The organism is Limnohabitans sp. (assembly GCF_023910625.1).
GTDB lineage: Bacteria > Pseudomonadota > Gammaproteobacteria > Burkholderiales > Burkholderiaceae_C > Limnohabitans_A.
The window spans coordinates 125,772-146,113 of sequence record NZ_JAAVVW010000003.1 but is presented as its reverse complement, the minus strand read 5'-3'; the positions used below and the strand labels follow the sequence as shown (position 1 = coordinate 146,113).

The following is a 20,342-nucleotide window of genomic DNA, read 5'->3' as shown; positions in this document are numbered from 1 at the left end:
AATCGCTCAGAGAAAACGATCCAACAATTTGCGCGAGTGTTTGTCCATGGCCGCCAAATCTCGGATCATGTACTGCACGCCATTGGCGTCGTTGATCAGCAGCACAGTGCCTGTCAGGCGGCGGATGTCTTCCTCGCCTTTGAGCATGAATTGCGTGGTGCCCCGATCGGTCTGCACCGTCCAGGTGCTGGGCGTGAGCAGGCTGCTCACGGTGTCCAGGCGCAGGATTTGTGGCAAAAACTCTCGCTCGTCCACGGCCTCTCGAAGCGTGGCCTGCAGGTCAGGCGCGAGTGCCAACAGGTTGGGCACCCACTGCAGCTCGTGACCATCGGCGTCTATCAAGGCCACGCCTTGGTCAGGGGCCGAGACCGGATAGGCGCGCACAGCCGTCACCGGGCTGTGGCGCGTGCCATCGGCCAAGACCAGCACCCAACGGCCAAAAGCATCGCGTTGCAAATCAAACGGGGTCATGCGCTCACCTTTTTGTCCTCGTCGCTGCCGCCGAGCACCGCCACCGCTTCGGCCTGGCGCTGCTGCGCTTCGTACAAGCGCCAGTAAGCGCCTTGGGCCTCCATGAGCACGTCGTGCGTGCCCTCTTCGACCACCACCCCTTTGTCCATGACCACCAAACGGTCGGCCTTGCGCAAAGTGGACAAACGGTGCGCGATGGCAATCGTGGTGCGCCCGCGCACCAGGTTGTCCAGCGCTTTTTGGATTTCTTTTTCGGTTTCGGTGTCCACCGCAGAAGTGGCCTCGTCCAAGATCAGGATGCGCGGGTTGATGAGCAAGGCCCGCGCAATCGAGATGCGCTGGCGCTCGCCACCCGACAGGCCCTGGCCGCGCTCGCCCACCAGCGAGTCGTAGCCCTGAGGCATGCGCAAAATGAACTCGTGGGCATGCGCGGCGCGGGCTGCGGCCACGATCTCTTCACGGGTGGCGTCAGGCTTGCCGTATGCGATGTTGTCGGCGATGGTGCCGAAGAACAAAAATGGCTCTTGCAGCACCAAACCAATTTGACGGCGGTAGTCGGCCACCTTCAGCTGGCGGATGTCGGTGCCGTCAAGTTCGATGGCCCCTTCGCTCAGGTCGTAAAAGCGGCAGATCAAATTGACCAGCGTGCTCTTGCCCGAGCCACTGTGGCCCACCAGACCGATCATCTGGCCAGGCTGGATGTCAAGATTGAGCTGGCGGATCACGGCCCGGTTGCCATAACGAAAGCCCGCATCGCGCAGCCTGATGTGGCCTTGGACATGGGCTGGCAAAGCCACGGGGTTGATCGGCTCGGGCACGCTGGAGACATGGTCTAGGATGTCAAATATCCGCTTGGCCCCGGCGGCTGCTTTTTGGGTGTTCGAGACGATGCGGCTCATGGCATCGAGACGACTGTAAAACCGCCCGATGTAGGCCAAAAACGCGGTCAGCACACCCACGGTGATTTGGTTGTCCGACACCAACCAGATACCAAAGCCCCAGACCACCAGCAAGCCGATTTCGGTCATCAGTGTCACCGTGGGCGAGAACAGCGACCAGACGCGGTTGAGTCGGTCGTTGACTTGCAGGTTGTGCGCGTTGGCGTCCTTGAAGCGCTGGGCTTCGCGGTCCTCCTGTGCAAAGGCTTTGACCACCCGGATGCCAGGGATGGTGTCGGTCAGCACGTTGGTCACCTCGGCCCAAACGCGGTCGATTTTTTCAAAGCCGGTGCGCAGTCTTTCGCGCACCACGTGGATCAGCCAGCCAATGAAGGGCAGCGGCAACAAGGTCACCAGCGCCAACGTGGGGTTGATGTAAAACAAGATGACAGCCGTCATCAAAATCATCAGCACATCGGTGGCAAAGTCCAGCAGGTGCAGTGACAAAAACACGTTGATGCGGTCGGTTTCGCTGCCGATGCGCGCGATCAAATCACCGGTGCGCCGTCCGCCGAAATACTCCAGCGAAAGTTTGAGTAAATGCTCATAAGTGCTGGTGCGCAAATCGGAACCGATGCGCTCGGACACCAGCGCGAGGATGTAGGTTTTGGCCCAGCCCAGGCCCCAGGCCAGCAAACCCGAAGCGAGCAAACCCAGCAGGTACAGGGACACCAGGCCCGGGTCGATGTCGGCCCCGTTCTGGTAAGGGATCAGCACCTCGTCCATCAAGGGCATGGTCAGGTAAGGCGGCACCAGCGTGGCGGCGGTCGAGGCCAGGGTCAGCAAAAAGCCGATCAGCAAAGAGCGCTTGTAAGGCCGGGCAAAGCGCCAGAGTTTGAGCAGGGTCCAGGTCGACGGCGGGTTCAGGTCTTCCCGGCTGCAGACAGGGCACTCGTCATCGTCCTCGGACAAGCTGGCCTGGCACACCGGGCACACCAACACATGGGCCGCCTGCAAAGGTCGCCCTTGCAGGTCGGCGGGCACACTGTCCGGGCTTTGGGCACGGTGGCTTTGCTGCGCCTCGAACTGCGCCACCCAGCGAAACACCGCGTCTTGCAGGCCCAGCGTAAAGCGCCAAACCGCCAGGCGGCCTTGCACATCCCTCAACTCCAGCTGCCCGACCCCGGCGTGGTCCGTCTGGCGCAACCGCTGGCCTTGTGCCAAGGACCAGCTTTGCCAATTTTTTTCACTCAGATGGGCCGTGAGGATGCGCCGATCGGTCAAAATCAAAGCGATTTTGTGGAACTTCAGTGCCGCATTCAGGTCAACCAGAACCCAGGCTGTAGCGTTTTCATCGGGTTGCAGCCTCGATTGCACTTCTGCTTGCCACTCGTCCGGCACAACCGAACGACAAGATGCAGAAGAAAGTACTGAAGACATGAAGGCTGAACCCCAAAGAACCCGTTGCGCCCCGGTGGCGCGACGAAAAAAACACACTTCGAACCCGGTTGACACCGCCTGTCCAAGCCATGCCCCTGTTGAACCTTGAGCTTTCCGCCCAAACGCTGGACATCCCCGCGATCGAGCGACAATTCTATCGCTGCACCCCCAAAGCATGAGCGCACACCCCACACCCCACCCCATTCAGTTCCTGCGCATGACCCCATTGCGCGGCCCCAACATCTGGACTTACCGCCCGGTCATCGAAGCCCTGATCGACATCGGCGACCTGGAAGACTGCCCCTCCAACACCCTGCCCGGCTTCGCAGAGCGTCTGGCGGCTTGGCTGCCCGGCCTGGTCGAGCACCGCTGCAGTGTGGGCGAGCGTGGCGGCTTTTTGAAGCGGCTGCAAGAAGGCACCTGGCCGGGTCACATTCTGGAGCATGTGGCGCTGGAGCTGCAAACACGCGCCGGCATGCAAACCGGTTTTGGCAAAGCCCGCGAAGCTGGGCCCCGGGGTGTTTACAAGGTTGTCATCCGCACCCGTCATGAAGCCGTGAGCCGTCAGGCCCTGCACAGTGCACGCGATTTGATTCTGGCCGCCATTTCAGACCAGGCTTTTGATGTCACTGCGCACATCGCCCAACTGACCCAAATGGTGGACAGCCTGTGCATTGGCCCGAGTACCGCCAGCATCGTCGATGCAGCCGCCGACCGGGGCATCCCGAGCATTCGCCTGAACGATGGCAACTTGGTGCAGCTGGGCTATGGCCAGCGCCAGCGTCGCATCTGGACCGCCGAGACCGATCGCACCAGCGCGATTGCCGAAGGCATCTCCAAAGACAAGGACCTGACCAAGCAGCTGCTGAGCATGTGTGGTGTGCCCGTACCCGAAGGCCAGATCGTCGACAGCCCGCAAGCGGCCTGGACCGCGGCCCAGGACATTGGCCTGCCGGTCTGCGTCAAGCCCACCGATGGCAACCATGCCCGGGGGGTGTCGCTCGAACTGTCACGCCAGGAAGACATCGAAGCGGCCTATGGCATCGCCTTGGCCGAAGGCAGCGAGGTCATCGTCGAGCGTTTCATTTTGGGCCAGGAACACCGCCTGCTGGTGGTGGGTGACCAAGTGGTGGCGATCAACAAAGGCGAAACCGCCAGCGTGGTGGGCGATGGCGTGCACACCGTGCAACAACTGATCGAACTGCAAATCAACTCCGACCCGCGCCGGGGCGAAGAAGAAGACTTTCCCCTGGACACCATCCGCCTGGAAGACCACACCACCTCGGTGCTGGAGCTCAAGCGCCAAGGCCTGAACGCAGGCAGCGTGCCCGAGGCGGGCCGCAGCGTGCTCATCATGCGCACCGGCAACATGTCGATGGACGTGACCGACCTGGTGCACCCCGATGTGGCCGCCCAAGCGGTGCTGGCCGCGCGCGTGGTGGGCTTGGACATCGCCGGTGTTGACCTGGTGGTGGAAGACATCTCCAAGCCCTTGGGGCCGCAAGGCGGCGCGGTGGTCGAGGTCAATGCCGGCCCGGGCCTGCTGATGCACCTCAAACCCGCCACAGGCCAGCCCCGCCCGGTGGGCCAGGCCATTGCCAACCACCTGTTCAAGCCCGAAGACAATGGCCGCATTCCGGTCGTGGGCCTGATCGGCGATGGCGACACCACCCAACCTGCGCAATTGCTCGCGTGGTTGCTGCACCTGTTGGGTCTTCACACCGGACTGTCGTGCGCCAACGGCTTGTTCTTGAACCAACGCCAACTGCCCACCCAGGACGGCATGGACTGGGCCCAAGCGCAGCGTTTGCTGATCAACCGGGGCGTGCAAGCGGCCGTTTTCGAAAGCGATGCCCGCCATCTGCTGGCCCAAGGCCTGCCGTATGACCGCTGCCAGATTGGCATCGTCACCCGCATGCCCCGCGCCACCGGTCTGGATGACCTGTACCCGGGCGGTGATGAAAAAATGCCAGGCTACATCCGCACCCAAATCGATGTGGTGTTGCCCGAGGGTACGGCGGTGCTGAACGCCGCCGACCCCGAAGTGGCCGCTCTAGCGGATTACTGCGATGGGAGTGTGATGTTTTATGCCGACGATGAGCACAACACCCGCTTGCAAGCGCACCGCAGCGCAGGTCACCGCGTGGGGTTTTGGCGCGAAGGCCAGCTGGTGCTGGCCCAGGGCCCCAAAGAACACCTGGTGCTGGCAAGCCAACGACCGGCCGTGGCGCGGCTTTTGAAAACGGGCAGTCTGAACACCAGCGACATGCTCGTGGCTGCCTGCGCGGCCTGGGCCTTGGACATTGGCACCGACCTGATCCGGGCCGGGATCAAAAGTTACGGCAGCTTGCCCACCGCTTGAAACATCGCCCCTGGCCACCCTTCTTCCCCTGGAAACACCTTTCATGCAAGTTTCTCGTATTCGCGCTTTGCGTGGCCCCAATCTGTGGAGCCGCCACACCGCCATCGAAGCCATCGTCAGCTGCGGTCCCGAAGACAGCGGCCTGTCAGCGCAGCACCCGGTTGAGCAGCAACTGCGTCGCATCTTTCCCGCGGTCGGTCCGTTTGATGGGCAGCGCCCCGGCGAGGCCGTCACGCTGGCCCATGCGTTGGAAAAAGTCACCTTGAGCCTGCAAGCGCACGCAGGCTGCCCGGTGTCCTTCAGCCGCACCATGCCCACCGAGGAGCCCGGCGTGTTTCAGGTGGTGGTGCAGTACACCGAAGAAGTGGTAGGTCGTTTGGCGCTGAGCCTGGCCGAGCAACTGTGTCAGGCCGCCGCAGCAGGTGCCGGCTTCGACCTGGAAGGCGCCATCGCGCAATTGCACGAACACGACGAAGACGTGCGCCTTGGGCCTTCGACCGGGTCCATCGTGGACGCCGCCATGTCGCGCGGAATCCCGATCCGTCGCCTCACCGATGGCAGCATGGTGCAATTTGGCTGGGGCGCCAAGCAGCGACGCATCCAGGCCGCCGAAACCGACACCACCAGCGCCATTGCCGAATCGATTGCACAAGACAAGGACCTGACCAAAAGCCTGCTGCACGCGGCAGGCGTGCCCGTGCCCATGGGGCGCCCGTCCAAGAGCCTGGACGAAGCCTGGGCCATTGCCCATGAAATCGGTCTGCCGGTTGTGGTCAAACCCCAAGACGGCAACCAGGGCAAAGGGGTCTCGGTCAACATCACTGCGCGTGAGGCGTTTGACAAAGCCTATGCCACCGCTGTGCGGTATGGCACCGTGCTGGTGGAAAAGTTTTTGCCCGGCCACGATTACCGCCTGCTGGTGGTGGGCGACAAACTGGTGGCCGCCGCAAGGCGCGAGCCGCCGCTGGTCGTGGGCGATGGCAAGCACACCGTGCGCCAATTGGTCGATCTGGTCAATGCCGACCCACGCCGGGGTGAAGGTCACGCGACATCTTTGACCAAAATCCGTTTTGACGACATCGCCATCGGCCGCCTGCATGCGCAAGACCTGGAGCCCGAATCGGTGCCCGCCAAGGGCCGCCGCGTGATTTTGCGCAACAACGCCAACCTGTCCACCGGCGGCACCGCCACCGATGTGACCGACGAAGTGCACCCCGAGGTCAAAGCCCGCGTGATCGCGGCGGCACAAATGGTGGGCGTGGACATTTGCGGCGTTGACGTGGTCTGCGAATCGCTCTCGCGCCCGCTCGAAGACCAAAACGGTGGCATCGTCGAGCTCAACGCCGCACCGGGCCTGCGCATGCACATCAGCCCCTCGTTTGGCAAAGGCAGGGATGTGGGCAATGCCGTCATTGACCTCATGTTCCCCGATGGCGACAACGGCCGCATCCCGGTGATTGCCGTGACCGGCACCAACGGCAAAACCACCACCGTGCGCTTGGCGGCTCACCTGCTCAAGGCCCAAGGCCTGCGCGTGGGCATGACCAACACCGACGGGGTCTACGTCAATGGCCGCCAAACCGACTCGGGCGACTGCAGCGGCCCGCGCAGCGCCCGCAACGTGTTGATGCACCCCGATGTGGATGCCGCCGTGTTCGAGACCGCCCGAGGCGGCTTGCTGCGCGAGGGCCTGGCCTTTGACCGCTGCCAAGTGGCCGTGGTCACCAACTTGGGCGCAGGCGACCACCTGGGCCTGAACTACATCACCACCCTGGAAGACCTGTCGGTGCTCAAACGGGTGATCGTGCTCAACGTGGACCCCAGGGGCATGGCCGTGCTCAACGCCAACGACCCGGCTGTGGTGGCCATGGCCCGGCACAGCCCGGGCGATGTGACCTTTTTTGCGCTGGACGCCAACCACCCCGTGCTGGCCACGCACCGCGCCCAAGGCAAACGCGTGGTCTATGTGGAAGACGGCGCCATCGTAGCCCAAAAAGGCAGACAGGTGTTCCGCATCCCGCTGAGCCAAGTGCCGCTCACACGCCAAGGTCAAATCGGTTTTCTGACCGAGAACGTGTTGGCCGCGGTGGGCGCGGCTTGGGCGGTAGACGTGCACTGGGATGCGATGGCGCAAGGCCTGGCCACCTTCATCAGCGACATCCAGGGCGTCCCCGGTCGCTTCAACCTGTTTGACTACCAGGGCGCGACGCTCATTGCCGATTACGGACACAACCCGGACGCCATCCAGGCTTTGGTGCAGGCGGTGGAGAACATGCCCGCCAACAAGCGCGTGGTGGTGATCAGTGGTGCGGGCGACCGGCGCGACCAGGACATCCGCGACCAGACGCAAATTCTGGGCAAAGCATTTGACGAAGTGCTGCTGTTCCAAGACGCTTGCCAACGCGGGCGCGAAGACGGCGAGGTGATCGGTTTGCTGCGCGAAGGTCTGCAAGGCGCGCTGCGCACCACCCATGTGCAAGACATCCAGGGCGAGTTCAATGCCATCGACACCGCCCTGTCGCGCCTGTCACCGGGCGATCTGTGCCTGATTTTGATTGACCAGGTCGAAGAGGCTTTGGCGTACATCACCGAAAAGGTCAAGGCCAGCAACGGGGCCAACTGACCCGGGCGGGGACTCAAACCACCGGATTCATGAACAAGGCCAGTGCCACACTGGCCTTGAACGCCCCCACCCAAAACCACCAGCGCCACACCGTCGGTGGTTGCCGCTCCACCCACCGACAAAGCAGGCCACCCAGCAGCAGCGACAGCAGCAAGCTGGCCAAGACGCCCAGCACATTGACCCACAGCGCATCAGGCCAATGCTGCGTGACAACGGCACTGACTGCCAAGCTCACGCCAAAGTGGATGAGGAACACAGAGTAGGACACGCCCGACAACCACTCCAAGGCCGAGCGCCAGCGAGAGGCCCCAAGCGCTCGGCCCCACAGCCAGGCTTCAGGCACCGCCATCAACAGGGCCGCCAAGCTCCACGCCAGCGCGATCCGCGCTCGCGGCTCCAGCCACCAGGACACGCCGCCAACGAGCAGCATCAACGCACCCACAATCCAGCGGCGAACCTGGCCTTCAGAAGCGCCCGAGCCAGTGAACCGACGGGCCTCCCAAGCGAGTAAGCCCAAGCCATAAGAGCCCCAAAAATACACGCCCCAATCGTCCAGATTGCTGTCCAAATTCCACCACCACAAAGAGACGCAGACCAGCACCAACCACATCGCCCAGCGCTTGGCATCTGCCCGGTCCAAGCCCGGATTCGCTGTCTGTGCACGGGGCCAGGCCTTCAGCACCAACAGGCAAGTCAATGCCATCGCGTACAACTGAAAGTCAATCGCCACGTACCAAATACCTGCCGACAAGGCTTCCAGCTCCAGCACATGCTGCATGAGCGCCATGTGCGCCAGCGCCTGCCCCCAACCGGGCGGAGCCGACAGGCTGGCGTGCGCAAAGTCTGGCCTGACCCATTCACTGACCAGCACAGTGAAGCTCAGTGCGGCCAACAAGGGAATGGCCAAACGCAAATAGCGCTGCCAGGCCAGCTTCAGGGCCTCGGACAGCGTCAGCGATGCATATCGCGCCAAACTGCCTGCTGTGAGAAATCCCGCACACACCAAGAAAAACTGCACCGCCAATCGGCCATGGTCATAAAACCAGTCCACCACAGCAGGAAAAGCAACGTTCACCACATCCGACATGGGCCCGTAAAAGGCCAAGTGGTGCAACACAATCAACAAGCAGCCCGCAGCCTTGAAGGCATCGATCAAAAAAGAACGCCCCAAAGGGCGCTGCGATGTGTTGAACAAGGGCGGCTCAGGCAGAAGCCATCACAGGGCCAAACGGTTGCGGGCTGCTTGGTATTGCGCCTTGAGTTGGGCCACCAAATCGGCCGTGCTTTGCACCGCCTGGATCGCACCAATGCCTTGACCGCAGCCCCAGATGTCTTTCCAGGCTTTTTTGGCGTCACCACCGAAGTTCATCTTGCTGGGGTCAGACTCGGGCAGGTTCTCGGGGTCCAGACCTGCAGCGCGGATCGACGGGGCCAAGTAGTTGCCATGCACGCCCGTGAACAAATTGCTGTAAATGATGTCGTCCGAGTTGCACGCCACAATGGCTTGTTTGTAATCCTCTGTGGCTCGCGCCTCTAGGGTCGCGATGAAGGCCGAACCAATGTAGGCAAAGTCTGCGCCCATGGCCTGCGCGGCCAAAATCGCATCGCCCGTGGCAATAGAGCCGGACAACGCCACCGGGCCGTCGAACCACTGGCGGATTTCCTGGATCAAGGCAAAAGGGCTTTTGACGCCCGCATGGCCTCCTGCACCCGCAGCCACGGCGATCAGCCCGTCTGCGCCCTTTTCGATCGCTTTGTGCGCGTGCTTGTTGTTGATGATGTCATGCAACACCACACCGCCGTAGCTGTGGGCGGCAGCATTGATCTCCTCGCGCGCGCCCAGAGAGGTGATGATGATCGGTACCTTGTATTTGACACACATGGCCATGTCGTGTTCCAGACGGTCATTGCTTTTGTGCACGATCTGGTTGATGGCAAAGGGCGCGGCGGGTTTGTCCGGATTGGCCTTGTTGTAAGCCGCCAGAGTTTCGGTGATTTCAATCAACCACTCTTCGAGCTGCGCGGCAGGACGGGCATTCAAAGCGGGCATGGAGCCCACAATGCCGGCCTTGCACTGCTCAATCACCAACTTGGGGTTGCTGATGATGAACAGGGGCGAAGCGATGGCGGGGAAAGGCAGGTTTGCCAGAACGGCGGGCAATTTAGACATGGGGGCTCCTCAGAATCTTTGTTGGAATCAATTTCAGAAAGCGTCGAGCGCCATCGCCGTCACACTGCCAGCGCCTTCCACAATGCTATCGCGGATGCCTGGGGCCTTGGACAAAATGTGGTCGGCGTAAAAACGCGCGGTGTTCACTTTGGCGGCCATGAACGCGGCGTCTTGTGCCTGGGCTTCAGGGGTCAACGCCACCAACAGCGCGCGGCCCATTTGCCAGCCTGCCATCAAATTGCCCGCCAGCATGAGGTAGGGCACGCTGCCTGCAAACACGTCGTTGGGGTGGGCCTTGGTGTTGCCTGCCACAAACTCGACCACGTCGATGAAGGCTTCACGCGCGGCTTTGAGGCGACGGGCCACAGCCAGTGCATCGGCGTTGCCCGATGCGACCAATTCGCTTTCGGTCTGGGCCACTTGCGCGGCCAAGGCCTTGGCGGTTTGGCCGCCGTCACGCGCGGTCTTGCGGCCCACCAGATCGTTGGCCTGGATGGCGGTCGTGCCTTCGTAGATGGTCAAAATTTTGGCGTCGCGGTAATACTGCGCCGCACCGGTTTCTTCGATGAAGCCCATGCCACCGTGCACCTGTACACCTAAGCTGGTGACTTCCAGGCTCATCTCTGTGCTGTAGCCCTTGACCAGCGGCACCATGAATTCGTAGAACGCCAGATTTTGCTTGCGCACTTCTGCGTCAGGGTGGTGGTGCGATGCATCGTAAGCGGCGGCCGCGGTGGATGCCATGGCGCGGCAGCCTTCGGTGTAGGCGCGCATGGTCATCAGCATGCGGCGCACATCGGGGTGGTGAATGATGGGGCCAGCCGCAGGCAAGCTGCCGTCCACCGGGCGGCTTTGCACGCGGTCACGGGCGTATTGCACGGCACGCTGGTATGAGCGCTCGGCAATCGCGATGCCCTGCACACCCACGGCGTAGCGGGCAGCGTTCATCATGATGAACATGTATTCGAGGCCACGGTTTTCCTGGCCTACCAAGAAGCCCACAGCACCGGGTCCGGTGCTGTCTGCAATGCTCGCCGCCGTGCCGTCGCCAAACTGCAGCACCGCTGTAGGGCTGGCCTTGATGCCCAACTTGTGCTCGATGCTCACGCAATGCACATCGTTGCGCGCGTCCAAAGAGCCATCACCTTTGACAAGAAACTTGGGAACCACAAACAGGCTGATGCCTTTGACGCCTTCAGGCGCGCCCACCACCCGGGCCAGCACCAGGTGCACGATGTTCTCGGCCATGTCGTGCTCACCGTAGGTGATGTAAATTTTGGTGCCGAAGATTTTGTAAGTGCCATTGGGCTGCGGTTCGGCGCGGGTGCGCACAGCGGCCAAGTCTGAACCGGCTTGCGGCTCGGTCAGATTCATGGTGCCTGTCCACTGGCCGGAGATCAGTTTTTCCAGGTAAGTGGCTTTGAGTTCGTCGGAACCCGCTGTCAGCAAAGCTTCGATCGCGCCGTCGGTGAGCAAGGGGCACAGCGCAAAAGCCATGTTGGCCGAGTTGAGCATTTCACCGCAGGCCGCGCCAATGGTTTTGGGCAGACCCTGGCCGCCAAAGTCGGCCGGGTGCTGCAGACCTTGCCAGCCGCCTTCGGCATATTGTTGATAGGCCTCTTTGAAGCCGGGCGTGGTGGTAACACCGCTGCCGTTGTGAAAGGACGGGTTCTTGTCACCTTCCCAGTTCAGGGGGGAAATCACATCCTGGTTGAGCTTGGCGCACTCTTCAAGCACGGCTTGCGCGGTTTCCAGGCCCGCATCTTCAAAGCCGGGGATCTGCGCGATTTGGTCGATGCGTGCCAAATGCTCGATGTTGAAAAGCATGTCCTTCAAGGGGGCGATGTAACTCATGTCTTGTCTCCGATAGGGATCCGAGGAAATTGGGGTTGGGTACAAAAAAGACCTCTCACGGAGGCCTTTTTTGCAATCTTCAAATCATCACAGCGACTGAGTCAACTCAGGCACAGCCGCGAACAAATCGGCTTCCAGGCCAAAATCGGCAACGCTGAAGATCGGGGCTTCAGGGTCTTTGTTGATCGCCACGATCACCTTGGAATCCTTCATGCCCGCCAAGTGCTGGATCGCACCCGAGATGCCGCAAGCGACATACAGCTGCGGCGCGACGATCTTGCCGGTCTGGCCCACTTGCAGGTCGTTGGCCGCATAACCCGCGTCGACTGCTGCGCGACTCGCCCCAATGGCAGCGCCCAACTTGTCGGCCAGGGGCGTCATCACTTCCTTGAACTTCTCCGAGCTGCCCAAAGCGCGGCCACCGGAGACGATGATCTTGGCGGCGGTCAGCTCAGGGCGGTCGTTCTTGGCGATCTCGCTGCGCGTGAAGCTGCTCTTGCCGCTGTCGGCCTGGGCTAATGCAACTTCCACCGCGGCGCTGCCCCCTGTGGCAGCAGCAGCGTCAAAGCCGGTGGTGCGCACGGTGATGACTTTGGTGCCGTCGGTGCTTTGCACGGTGGCGATGGCGTTGCCAGCGTAGATGGGGCGCTCAAAGGTGTCGGCTGAGATGACTTGAGTCACGTCACTGATCTGCGCAACATCGAGCTTGGCGGCCACGCGAGGGGCCACGTTTTTACCCGCGGCTGTGGCGGGGAACAAGATGTGGCTGTAGTTGCTGGCGATGGCCAGCACTTGGGCTGCGACGTTTTCGGCCAGGCTGTGTGCCAAGGCGTCGCTGTCAGCGTGAATGACTTTTGACACGCCAGCGATTTGGGCAGCGGCGGCGGCAGCAGCAGCGGCGTTGTGGCCAGCCACCAGCACATGCACATCACCACCGCAAGCGGCGGCAGCGGTCACGGTGTTCAGGGTAGCGCCCTTGATCGAGGCGTTGTCGTGTTCGGCAATAACGAGAGAAGTCATGATGGGTGAGCGTTAAGTGTTGAGGGTTGAGCGCAAAGCGTGAAGGTTGGGCGTTGGCGGGTGCTGTTCACTGTGAAAGCCCAAAACACAACGCTGAATTTCAGATGACCTTGGCCACGTTTTTGAGCTTGTCCACCAAGGTCGCCACATCGGGCACCTTGATGCCAGCGCTGCGCTTGGCGGGCTCGGTCACTTTCAGGGTCTTGATGCGGGGGGCCACATCGACGCCCAGATCTTCTGGCATGAAGTGGTCGAGCTGCTTTTTCTTGGCCTTCATGATGTTGGGCAGCGTCACATAACGCGGCTCGTTCAGGCGCAGGTCGGTGGTGATCACAGCGGGCAGGCTGATGCTCAGCACTTCCAGACCCCCGTCGATCTCGCGGGTCACTTGGGCTTTGCCATCCACGATTTCCACTTTGGAAGCAAACGTCGCCTGGGGCAAATCGGCCAGCGCCGCCAGCATCTGGCCGGTCTGGTTGCAGTCGTCGTCAATGGCTTGCTTGCCCAAGATGATCAGGCCGGGTTGCTCTTTGTCGACCAAGGCCTTGAGCAGTTTGGCCACAGCCAGCGGCTGCAGGTCCATGTCCGCGGGGGTCTCGACCAGAATGCCGCGATCGGCACCGATGGCCATCGCGGTGCGCAGGGTTTCCTGGCACTGGACCACACCGCAAGACACGGCGATGATTTCGGTCGCAAAGCCTTTTTCTTTCAGGCGCACGGCTTCTTCGACGGCGATTTCGTCAAAGGGGTTCATGCTCATCTTGACGTTGGCAATGTCCACGCCCGAACCATCAGACTTGACACGGACCTTGACGTTGTAGTCCACCACCCGCTTGACGGGAACCAGAATTTTCATGAAATTAACTCCATTGAATGATCAAAACCAAGGACGTCTTCGACGATGTCTCGAAAAAACGACTAACGTTGACGTAAACGTCAATTTTGCATCAAAACACATCCCCACGGGGCTCATTATCCGAAAAAAAGCACGATCGTTCGAATTTTAAAACCACGGATACCATCTTGAGTCCATGGCAACCCCGAGAATTCACTGGTCAAACGGTCGGCCACTCAGGGTTAACAGGGATTTTGTTCGAATCCATTCGGATTGAATAAATTGTTTTTGCACCCAATGCCAGGGAAACTAAAACCCCGATTTCCCTTGTAGTCAGAACATTGAACCGGTTGCCTTGCAACATCCAGAAAAACGGTGTCAAAGTCATCCAGGCAAAGGCGGCGCCCTTTTTGGGTTGGCTTGGCTGGGCACTTTGCAGGCCTGACCCGCCATCAGTCTGTGCTTGCCTTCGAAGATGGACTGACCATCTGCACCACACGCTGCAAGTGCGGGATCACGACCCCCTGCTCTCGCAGCGCAGCCAAGATCAGCATATTGATGGTCGAGCGCAAGGCCAACTGGCCGTTTTCAGGATCGTCGATCCAATAACTCACCGTGAACTCCAGCCCGTCGGCACCAAATTTGCTCAAAAACGCGTTCGGTGCCGGGTCTTTCAAGACCCGCTCTTGGCTGATACAGGCCTCAATCAGCAAACGCCGAACCAGCTCCACATCGCTGTCATAGGCCACCGATACCAGCGTAGTCTGGGCCATTTTGGTGTCGAGGTAGGTGAAGTTCTCCACCCGGTTGATGATCAAGAACTCATTGGGCACGATCGATTCGCGTCCATTGAGCGCACGGATCACGGTGTAGCGCGCTTTGATGTCCACAATACGCCCTTCGAAACCATCCACCAGCACCATGTCGCCGATGCGCAGACTGCGTTCGGCCAAAATCACAAAGCCGCTGACGTAATTGGAGGCCAGCTTTTGCAAACCAAAACCAATGCCCACACCCACTGCGCCGCCCAACACCGACAAAGCCGTCAGGTCAATGCCTACCGACGACAGCGCCAGTAACAGGCCGACAAACATCAGTAAAGCGCGCACTGTGTTGCTGATCACCTTGCGCAGTGACAAATCACTGCCCGTGGCCGATTTGAGCAGACGTGATTCGATGGCGGCCGACACCCACAACGCCACGATCAGCACCGCCCCTGCAGTCAATGCGCCTTCGATCAAAGTTCGTACCGAGAGCATGGAGCCACCCACTTTCCAGCGGATCTGGTCCAACTCATTGAGCATCAAAGGCAATATGCCCGTGACCCACAGCACCACCGTGCCCCAGGCCAACCACGAAATCGTGCGCTCCAGCACGCGCACAAAGGGCGCATGTGCAAAAGCCACCTGCAAAACCTTGACCCCGAAGCGGATGACCAACAGCGAGATACAAACAGGCAACAAAATCTCAAACAGCACGATCGACTGGTTTCGTGTCAGCACCGTGCGCGCAACAAACACCAAGCCCAGCAGCACAGCGGGAAACAGCACGCCGTCATACAGCTTGCGCCCCAACAAAATGGCCATATCGCTCCCGCCCGACAAACGGCGCACCCCCCAAGCCATTGTCCAAGCCAAGGCCAGGCTGCCCACAAAAGCGGCCATGGCCAGCATCGACTCCGACTGCGCCAATGACACCATCAAGACCAAGGGGTCCACCACGGTCTGCTCGTTCATGCCCGCCATGACGGTGTCCTTTTTTCAATGAAGGCCTGCACACCCTCTTGCGCGACGTCGTGCACCATGTTGCAGGCCATGGCCTGACCCGCCAACTGGTACGCAGCCTCAATGCCCATCTCGCGCTGCTTGTAAAACAGCGCTTTGCCCGTACACACCGCATGCCGGGGCTTGGCCAGAATGGCATTGACCAGTTCATCGACTTGTGCATCCAGCGCGTCCAATGCGCAAACCCGGTTGACCAAGCCCCGGTTTTGCGCCTCCCGGGCTGAGATGAAGCCACCTGTCAGCAGCATTTCCATGGCCTGCTTGGCCAGCATGTTGCGCACCAGCGGCACGCTGGGCGTGGCACAAAACAGCCCCACATCGATGCCGTTCACGCCAAAAGTGGCACTCTCGGCTGCCACCGCCAGATCGCACTGAGCCACCAGTTGGCAGCCTGCCGCAGTGGCCAAGCCCTGCACGCGGGCAATCACCGGCACGGGCAGGTTTTGGATCGCCAGCATCATGCGGCTGCACTGGGCAAACAGCTTTTGGTAGTAAGCCAAGTCAGGCTGAGCGCGCATTTCCTTAAGGTTGTGTCCAGCACAAAAGGCCTTGCCCGCAGCGCCCAGAACCACCACGCGGGCCTGATCGTCTTGCGCAATCGCAACGAATGCTTGTTGCAAGGCATCAAGCATGGTCTCACTCAAGGTGTTGAAACTGGCAGGGTTGTTCAGGGTCAGCCGGCGCACACCACGCGCATCGCGCTCGTGCAAAAGCAAATCCTCGGGCTGGTGTCGGCTGGAATCGGTCATGGCATTGATTGTGCCCAAAGTATTCGGCTTGAACGCCTTGGGACTGAATTGCCCCTGGTTTATCAGACGTCGGCCAACACCCGCAAATGCGCTTCCACGCTGCGCCCCAGCGCACTCAGGTTGTAACCGCCCTCAAGGCAACTGACGATGCGGCCTTGGGCATGGCGTCGCGCCACATCCTTGATGCGCTGGGTGAGCCAGGCGTAATCCTGCTCCACCAGCCCCATCTGACCCAAGTCGTCTTCGCGGTGGGCATCAAAACCCGCGCTGATGAAAATCAGCTCGGGCCGGTGCGCCTCCAACCGCGGCATCCACATCATGTCCACCAACTCCCGAATGTCCATGCCGCGGGTATAGGCCGGCACAGGCAGGTTGACCAGATTGGCAGCTTGAGATGTCGAGCCCCCTTCCGGGTAAAACGGGTGCTGAAAAAAACTCACCATCAAGATGCGCTCGTCGCCCGCCACGATGTCTTCGGTGCCGTTGCCGTGGTGCACGTCAAAGTCCACAATCGCCACCCTTTGGAGGCCATGGCGCTCCAGGGCATATTTGGCAGCGATGGCCACGTTGTTGAAGAAGCAAAACCCCATGGCCTTGTCGCGGCAAGCGTGGTGACCCGGTGGACGAACGGCACAAAAAGCGTTCTCCAACTCGCCCGCCAGCACGGCGTCGGTGGCATCGATAGCCGCACCAGCGGATACCAGCGCCGCATCCCAAGTGTGCACATTGATCATCGTGTCCGGGTCCAAGCTGGTGTGCGTGGGGCCACCAGCGGCCATGTCCTCGCGCAGCATGTCACCCAAACCGCGCAATGAAGCGATGTGCATGCGGCCGTGCGCCAGCTCAATCTCGGCCAAAGCGGCCGGGCTGGCCTCACGACGTTGCAAAGCCATCCCGACACCACTGATCAGCAAGCGGTCTTCAATCGCGCTCAAGCGCTGCGGACACTCCGGATGCCCCGCCCCCATCTCATGCTTCCAGCAAGCTGGATGGGTGAAATAACCTGTCGAGCCCATGATGTTGTCTTCCCGAATGACCATCAGCCTGGGTCTGATGGTTTGGATGAATGGCCTTGTTTTTGTGGCTTCCAGCTTATCACGCCGCCCACGCCCGGCGTACATCCCCATCATCCACTGATTCATTCTCATGGGGCTGGGGTGCTCGCCCATTTCCAAGGTGCATCGCGATTAAACTGGACACCCCATGCACAAACTTTCCATCACCCGAAAACCAGGTCACTTTTTCACCCTCTGGGTCGCCTTGACCTTGGCCCTGCTGTTGGGCACAGCCAGCCCCATAAGCACAGTGGCGCAGACTCAATCCAGCGCCCCCCCCCAAAAAAAATCGGCTTCTGCTACCGGCAAAAAATCTGCCCCATCGGCCCAGTCAGCACACCCCAACAAAACCAAGATGCCCATTGGCCCGGCACCTCGCCCAAGCAAATCGGCCAAAACCCCATTGACAGGGCCTTTTTTCAGCGAATCGCCGGTGGCCATGGCCTGGTCTGTGCAGGCGGCTGAACGCTTGAACCTCGATCCCAAATGGGTGCAAACACAACTCGGACTGGCACGGCGGCTGCCCTCGGTCGAAAAACTGGTCTTGCCTCCCAGCAGCCCGGCGGCCAAAAACTGGGCGGCTTACCGTGCCCGCTTCATCGAACCCCAACGCATCCAGGCAGGCCTGCGATTTTGGCAAACCCACAAAAATGCCCTGGAACGCGCAGAGCGCGATTTCGGTGTACCCGCATCCGTGGTAGTGGCCATCATCGGAGTGGAAACCTTTTACGGCCAGTACACAGGCAATTTCCGGATCATGGACGCCCTGACCACTTTGGCCTTTCACTTCCCTTCCGCTCACCCGCGTGCCGCTGCCAGAGAAAGCTTTTTCAAAGGCGAATTGGAACAATTTTTGCTGCTCACCTCGCGCAGCGGTGCAGACCCCATGACCATCCGTGGCAGCTATGCCGGTGCCATGGGCCTGCCGCAATTCATGCCATCGAGCTGGGCAAAATTTGCCATTGATTTCGACGGCGACGGACGCATCGACCTGTTTGGCAGCCCCACGGACGCGATCGGGTCGGTGGCCAACTACTTCAAAGCCTTTGACTGGCGTCCCGGCATGCTCACGCATTACCCGGTCACCCTCACCCCGGGTCAAACCGACATGGATGCGCTGCTGGCCCCGGATATCCTGCCCACCTTCAGCGTGACCAACTTTGTCAGCAAAGGTGCCAGCTTGTCAGGTGCTGCCCTGCAGCACACAGGCCCCTTGGCCTTGATCGAGTTGCGCAACGGCACCGAAGCGCCCAGCTACGTGGCCGGTACAGAAAACTTCTACGCCATCACCCGCTACAACTGGAGCAGCTACTACGCCATGGCGGTGATTGATCTGGCCGAGGCGGTGGCGCGTGAAATGCGAAACAGCCGCTGAGGACCATCACCCATGAACCCTCTCAACCCCAAGAAACTGCTGATAACCAACATGATTTCTTCTGAATTTTTCACAACACAAATCGATGCTGCAACTCCAAGCAACATCAATTCAGTGGGAATCCTGCGCTACCTGTCCATCGCAGGGTGTGCCTTTCTTGCGCTCATGCTGATGCTGGAGCCTGATGTTGGATTCTCAGCTCCTATGGAAGCTCGGCTGCTGTTTTGGTCCATGCAGATCATCACGGGATTGCTCGTATTGCAATCGGTGCTGCACCTGCTTACACGCCATTTCGGTGCCAGCCGGGCACCCAGCTGGTCATTGGTTTTACTTTCTGGAGTGTTCGGTTCTGTGCTGCTCGCGCCACTTTACTGGCTGATTGGAGAAGGACTGATGGTGGCGAGGTTGAACTATCCGAACCAAGCGGATGACTCGGACACCGATTTCATGGGCATTACCCTTGCAAACCCTCTGCTCCAGGAATACCTGAACATCGTAGGCCCGGTCACAACAGCGTGGGCACTGATCTGCCTACCCCGCTTGCATTGGCTGATGCCACCACTGCTGCATGGGCGAACAACGAACAACGATGCTGCCGTCAAGCCGGATACAATTTCAGTAGCCCTTGAACTTTCCGCCAACATCAACTCGTCGAAGGCAGCAGAGTCGCCCACCCCGACTCGTGCGACCTGGCGAGATCGCCTTCCTGAACAGCTTGGTACGGACGTGATCGCCGTCGCTTCCGAGTTGCAATACCTGCGCGTCTGGACGCCTCGCGGTTGCGCCTTGATTCTGGGTGCTTTGGCGGATGTCGAATCCGAGGATTCAGCGTCCGGCTTGCGCGTGCACCGGACCTGGTGGGTGGCCAATGAACATGTGGTCAGCGTTCGGCGCACCCCCACAGGAGCAGTCTGCTTGATGAGCGATGGTCGCCAGGTACCGGTCAGTCGCCGCCGCCGCAGCGAAGTGCTCGCCCACTTTGGCGATGGTGCTCAATACCGTCGCGAGGACGCCTCAAAAGCTGTAACGGATACCCACCTGAACTGATATCGGGTTGTACTTCAGTGGGCTTGCACTCCCCCCTGGATTGCCCACCTCATTGTCCAGACGAACAGAGCCCACCCGCAGCCAACGTGCATCAGCAGTCAAGCGCCACTGGGGTGTGAGTTCGTACTCGATGCCGCCAATGAACTGGAAGGCTGACTTGCTGCCTGTCGAGTAGCCACGTTCAGCCCCTGTGTTGCTGGGGGTCATATCGATGTCGATCTCCTGAACCCAGCCGATACCAGCTCCCACATAGGGCGTCCACCCGCCGCCCATGCTGAAGCGACGCAAGCCAGTTGATCAGCAGGATGTTGGAAGCAAAATCACCATCGCGTGTGAGGTTGCTGCTGCCCTGACGCAGGGCATCGAGCGAATGACGTCGGTAATTCCACTCGATCTCAGACGCCCAGCCATTTCCATAGCGATAGCCTATGTCGCCGCCAAAGCCGAGTCCGCTACCAAACTCCGCACGCAGACCATTTCCGGCACCCTGGGTGCCGGATTCTGTGAAGTTGGAGGAGCCAATCCGACTTTGCTGAGCGTAGATCGTGGCGTAAAAACCCTTGGAATCTGCCTGCGCCATCGCAGCAGCGGGCATCAAGCTTGCACACAGCAAAGGGCCGATGAAATATGTCAAAGAACGTTGAAGCATGAGGGTTCACCTATTGTGGGTTGAAGAAAA

The 20,342-nt window shown here is 60.4% G+C and carries 16 protein-coding genes; 4 read left to right on the top strand and 12 right to left on the bottom strand.

Annotation, left to right across the window (positions count from 1 at the left end; genetic code table 11):
- Positions 1-6: 6 nt before the first annotated feature.
- Positions 7-471: a DUF1854 domain-containing protein gene (locus tag HEQ17_RS03565; protein ID WP_296291324.1), complete on the bottom strand. Its 465-nt coding sequence runs from the start codon at positions 469-471 to the stop codon at positions 7-9.
- Positions 468-2,789, bottom strand: coding sequence for an ABC transporter ATP-binding protein (locus tag HEQ17_RS03560; protein WP_296291323.1), 2,322 nt, complete (start codon positions 2,787-2,789; stop codon positions 468-470). Before HEQ17_RS03560 ends, HEQ17_RS03565 begins: the two co-directional genes overlap by 4 nt.
- A gap of 175 nt (positions 2,790-2,964) precedes the next feature.
- On the opposite strand from HEQ17_RS03560, the gene cphA (HEQ17_RS03555) reads away from it, so the two are divergent.
- Both cphA (HEQ17_RS03555) and cphA (HEQ17_RS03550) read left to right on the top strand, forming a co-directional pair.
- Positions 2,965-5,151 (top strand): cyanophycin synthetase, encoded by a 2,187-nt coding sequence (gene cphA / locus HEQ17_RS03555; protein WP_296291322.1) that lies wholly within the window; start codon positions 2,965-2,967, stop codon positions 5,149-5,151.
- A gap of 43 nt (positions 5,152-5,194) precedes the next feature.
- Complete coding sequence (gene cphA, locus HEQ17_RS03550) at positions 5,195-7,774, top strand: cyanophycin synthetase (RefSeq protein ID WP_296291321.1); 2,580 nt, start codon at positions 5,195-5,197, stop codon at positions 7,772-7,774.
- Between the two features lie 13 nt (positions 7,775-7,787).
- Here cphA (HEQ17_RS03550) and HEQ17_RS03545 read toward each other — a convergent pair whose 3' ends face one another.
- The 8 genes from HEQ17_RS03545 to HEQ17_RS03510 form a co-directional block, all read right to left on the bottom strand.
- A complete protein-coding gene (locus HEQ17_RS03545) occupies positions 7,788-8,969 on the bottom strand; it encodes an acyltransferase (protein WP_296291320.1) in 1,182 nt (393 codons plus the stop codon).
- Between the two features lie 21 nt (positions 8,970-8,990).
- A complete protein-coding gene (locus tag HEQ17_RS03540; protein WP_296291319.1) occupies positions 8,991-9,944 on the bottom strand; it encodes a nitronate monooxygenase family protein in 954 nt (317 codons plus the stop codon).
- A gap of 33 nt (positions 9,945-9,977) precedes the next feature.
- Positions 9,978-11,798 carry an acyl-CoA dehydrogenase gene (locus HEQ17_RS03535; RefSeq protein WP_296291318.1) on the bottom strand — a complete coding sequence of 607 codons (1,821 nt, stop codon included), beginning with the start codon at positions 11,796-11,798 and terminating at the stop codon, positions 9,978-9,980.
- Positions 11,799-11,885: 87 nt separating this feature from the next.
- Entirely contained in the window at positions 11,886-12,818 is a 933-nt protein-coding gene (locus HEQ17_RS03530) for an electron transfer flavoprotein subunit alpha/FixB family protein (protein ID WP_296291317.1), read from the bottom strand.
- A 100-nt stretch (positions 12,819-12,918) separates the two neighbouring features.
- Entirely contained in the window at positions 12,919-13,674 is a 756-nt protein-coding gene (locus HEQ17_RS03525; RefSeq protein ID WP_296291316.1) for an electron transfer flavoprotein subunit beta/FixA family protein, read from the bottom strand.
- A 431-nt stretch (positions 13,675-14,105) separates the two neighbouring features.
- A complete protein-coding gene (locus HEQ17_RS03520; RefSeq protein WP_296291315.1) occupies positions 14,106-15,398 on the bottom strand; it encodes a mechanosensitive ion channel domain-containing protein in 1,293 nt (430 codons plus the stop codon).
- The gene (locus tag HEQ17_RS03515) at positions 15,386-16,186 is read right to left on the bottom strand and encodes an enoyl-CoA hydratase (protein ID WP_296291314.1); all 801 of its coding nucleotides are present in this window, start codon (positions 16,184-16,186) and stop codon (positions 15,386-15,388) included. Before HEQ17_RS03515 ends, HEQ17_RS03520 begins: the two co-directional genes overlap by 13 nt.
- Positions 16,187-16,248: 62 nt before the next feature.
- The gene (locus tag HEQ17_RS03510) at positions 16,249-17,202 is read right to left on the bottom strand and encodes a histone deacetylase family protein (RefSeq protein ID WP_296291313.1); all 954 of its coding nucleotides are present in this window, start codon (positions 17,200-17,202) and stop codon (positions 16,249-16,251) included.
- Between the two features lie 187 nt (positions 17,203-17,389).
- Here HEQ17_RS03510 and mltB point away from each other — a divergent pair, with 187 nt between their 5' ends.
- Positions 17,390-18,616: a lytic murein transglycosylase B gene (mltB, locus tag HEQ17_RS03505; RefSeq protein ID WP_366938022.1), complete on the top strand. Its 1,227-nt coding sequence runs from the start codon at positions 17,390-17,392 to the stop codon at positions 18,614-18,616.
- 12 nt (positions 18,617-18,628) lie between these two features.
- The gene (locus tag HEQ17_RS03500; RefSeq protein WP_296291312.1) at positions 18,629-19,663 is read left to right on the top strand and encodes a LytTR family DNA-binding domain-containing protein; all 1,035 of its coding nucleotides are present in this window, start codon (positions 18,629-18,631) and stop codon (positions 19,661-19,663) included.
- Here the strand turns inward: HEQ17_RS03500 and HEQ17_RS03495 are convergent.
- Together HEQ17_RS03495 and HEQ17_RS03490 are read right to left on the bottom strand one after the other, a co-directional pair.
- Positions 19,631-19,936, bottom strand: a complete 306-nt coding sequence (locus HEQ17_RS03495; RefSeq protein ID WP_296293662.1) for an outer membrane beta-barrel protein — start codon at positions 19,934-19,936, stop codon at positions 19,631-19,633. The genes HEQ17_RS03500 and HEQ17_RS03495 overlap by 33 nt on opposite strands.
- Complete coding sequence (locus HEQ17_RS03490; protein ID WP_296293776.1) at positions 19,845-20,312, bottom strand: hypothetical protein; 468 nt, start codon at positions 20,310-20,312, stop codon at positions 19,845-19,847. Before HEQ17_RS03490 ends, HEQ17_RS03495 begins: the two co-directional genes overlap by 92 nt.
- Positions 20,313-20,342: the final 30 nt, after the last annotated feature.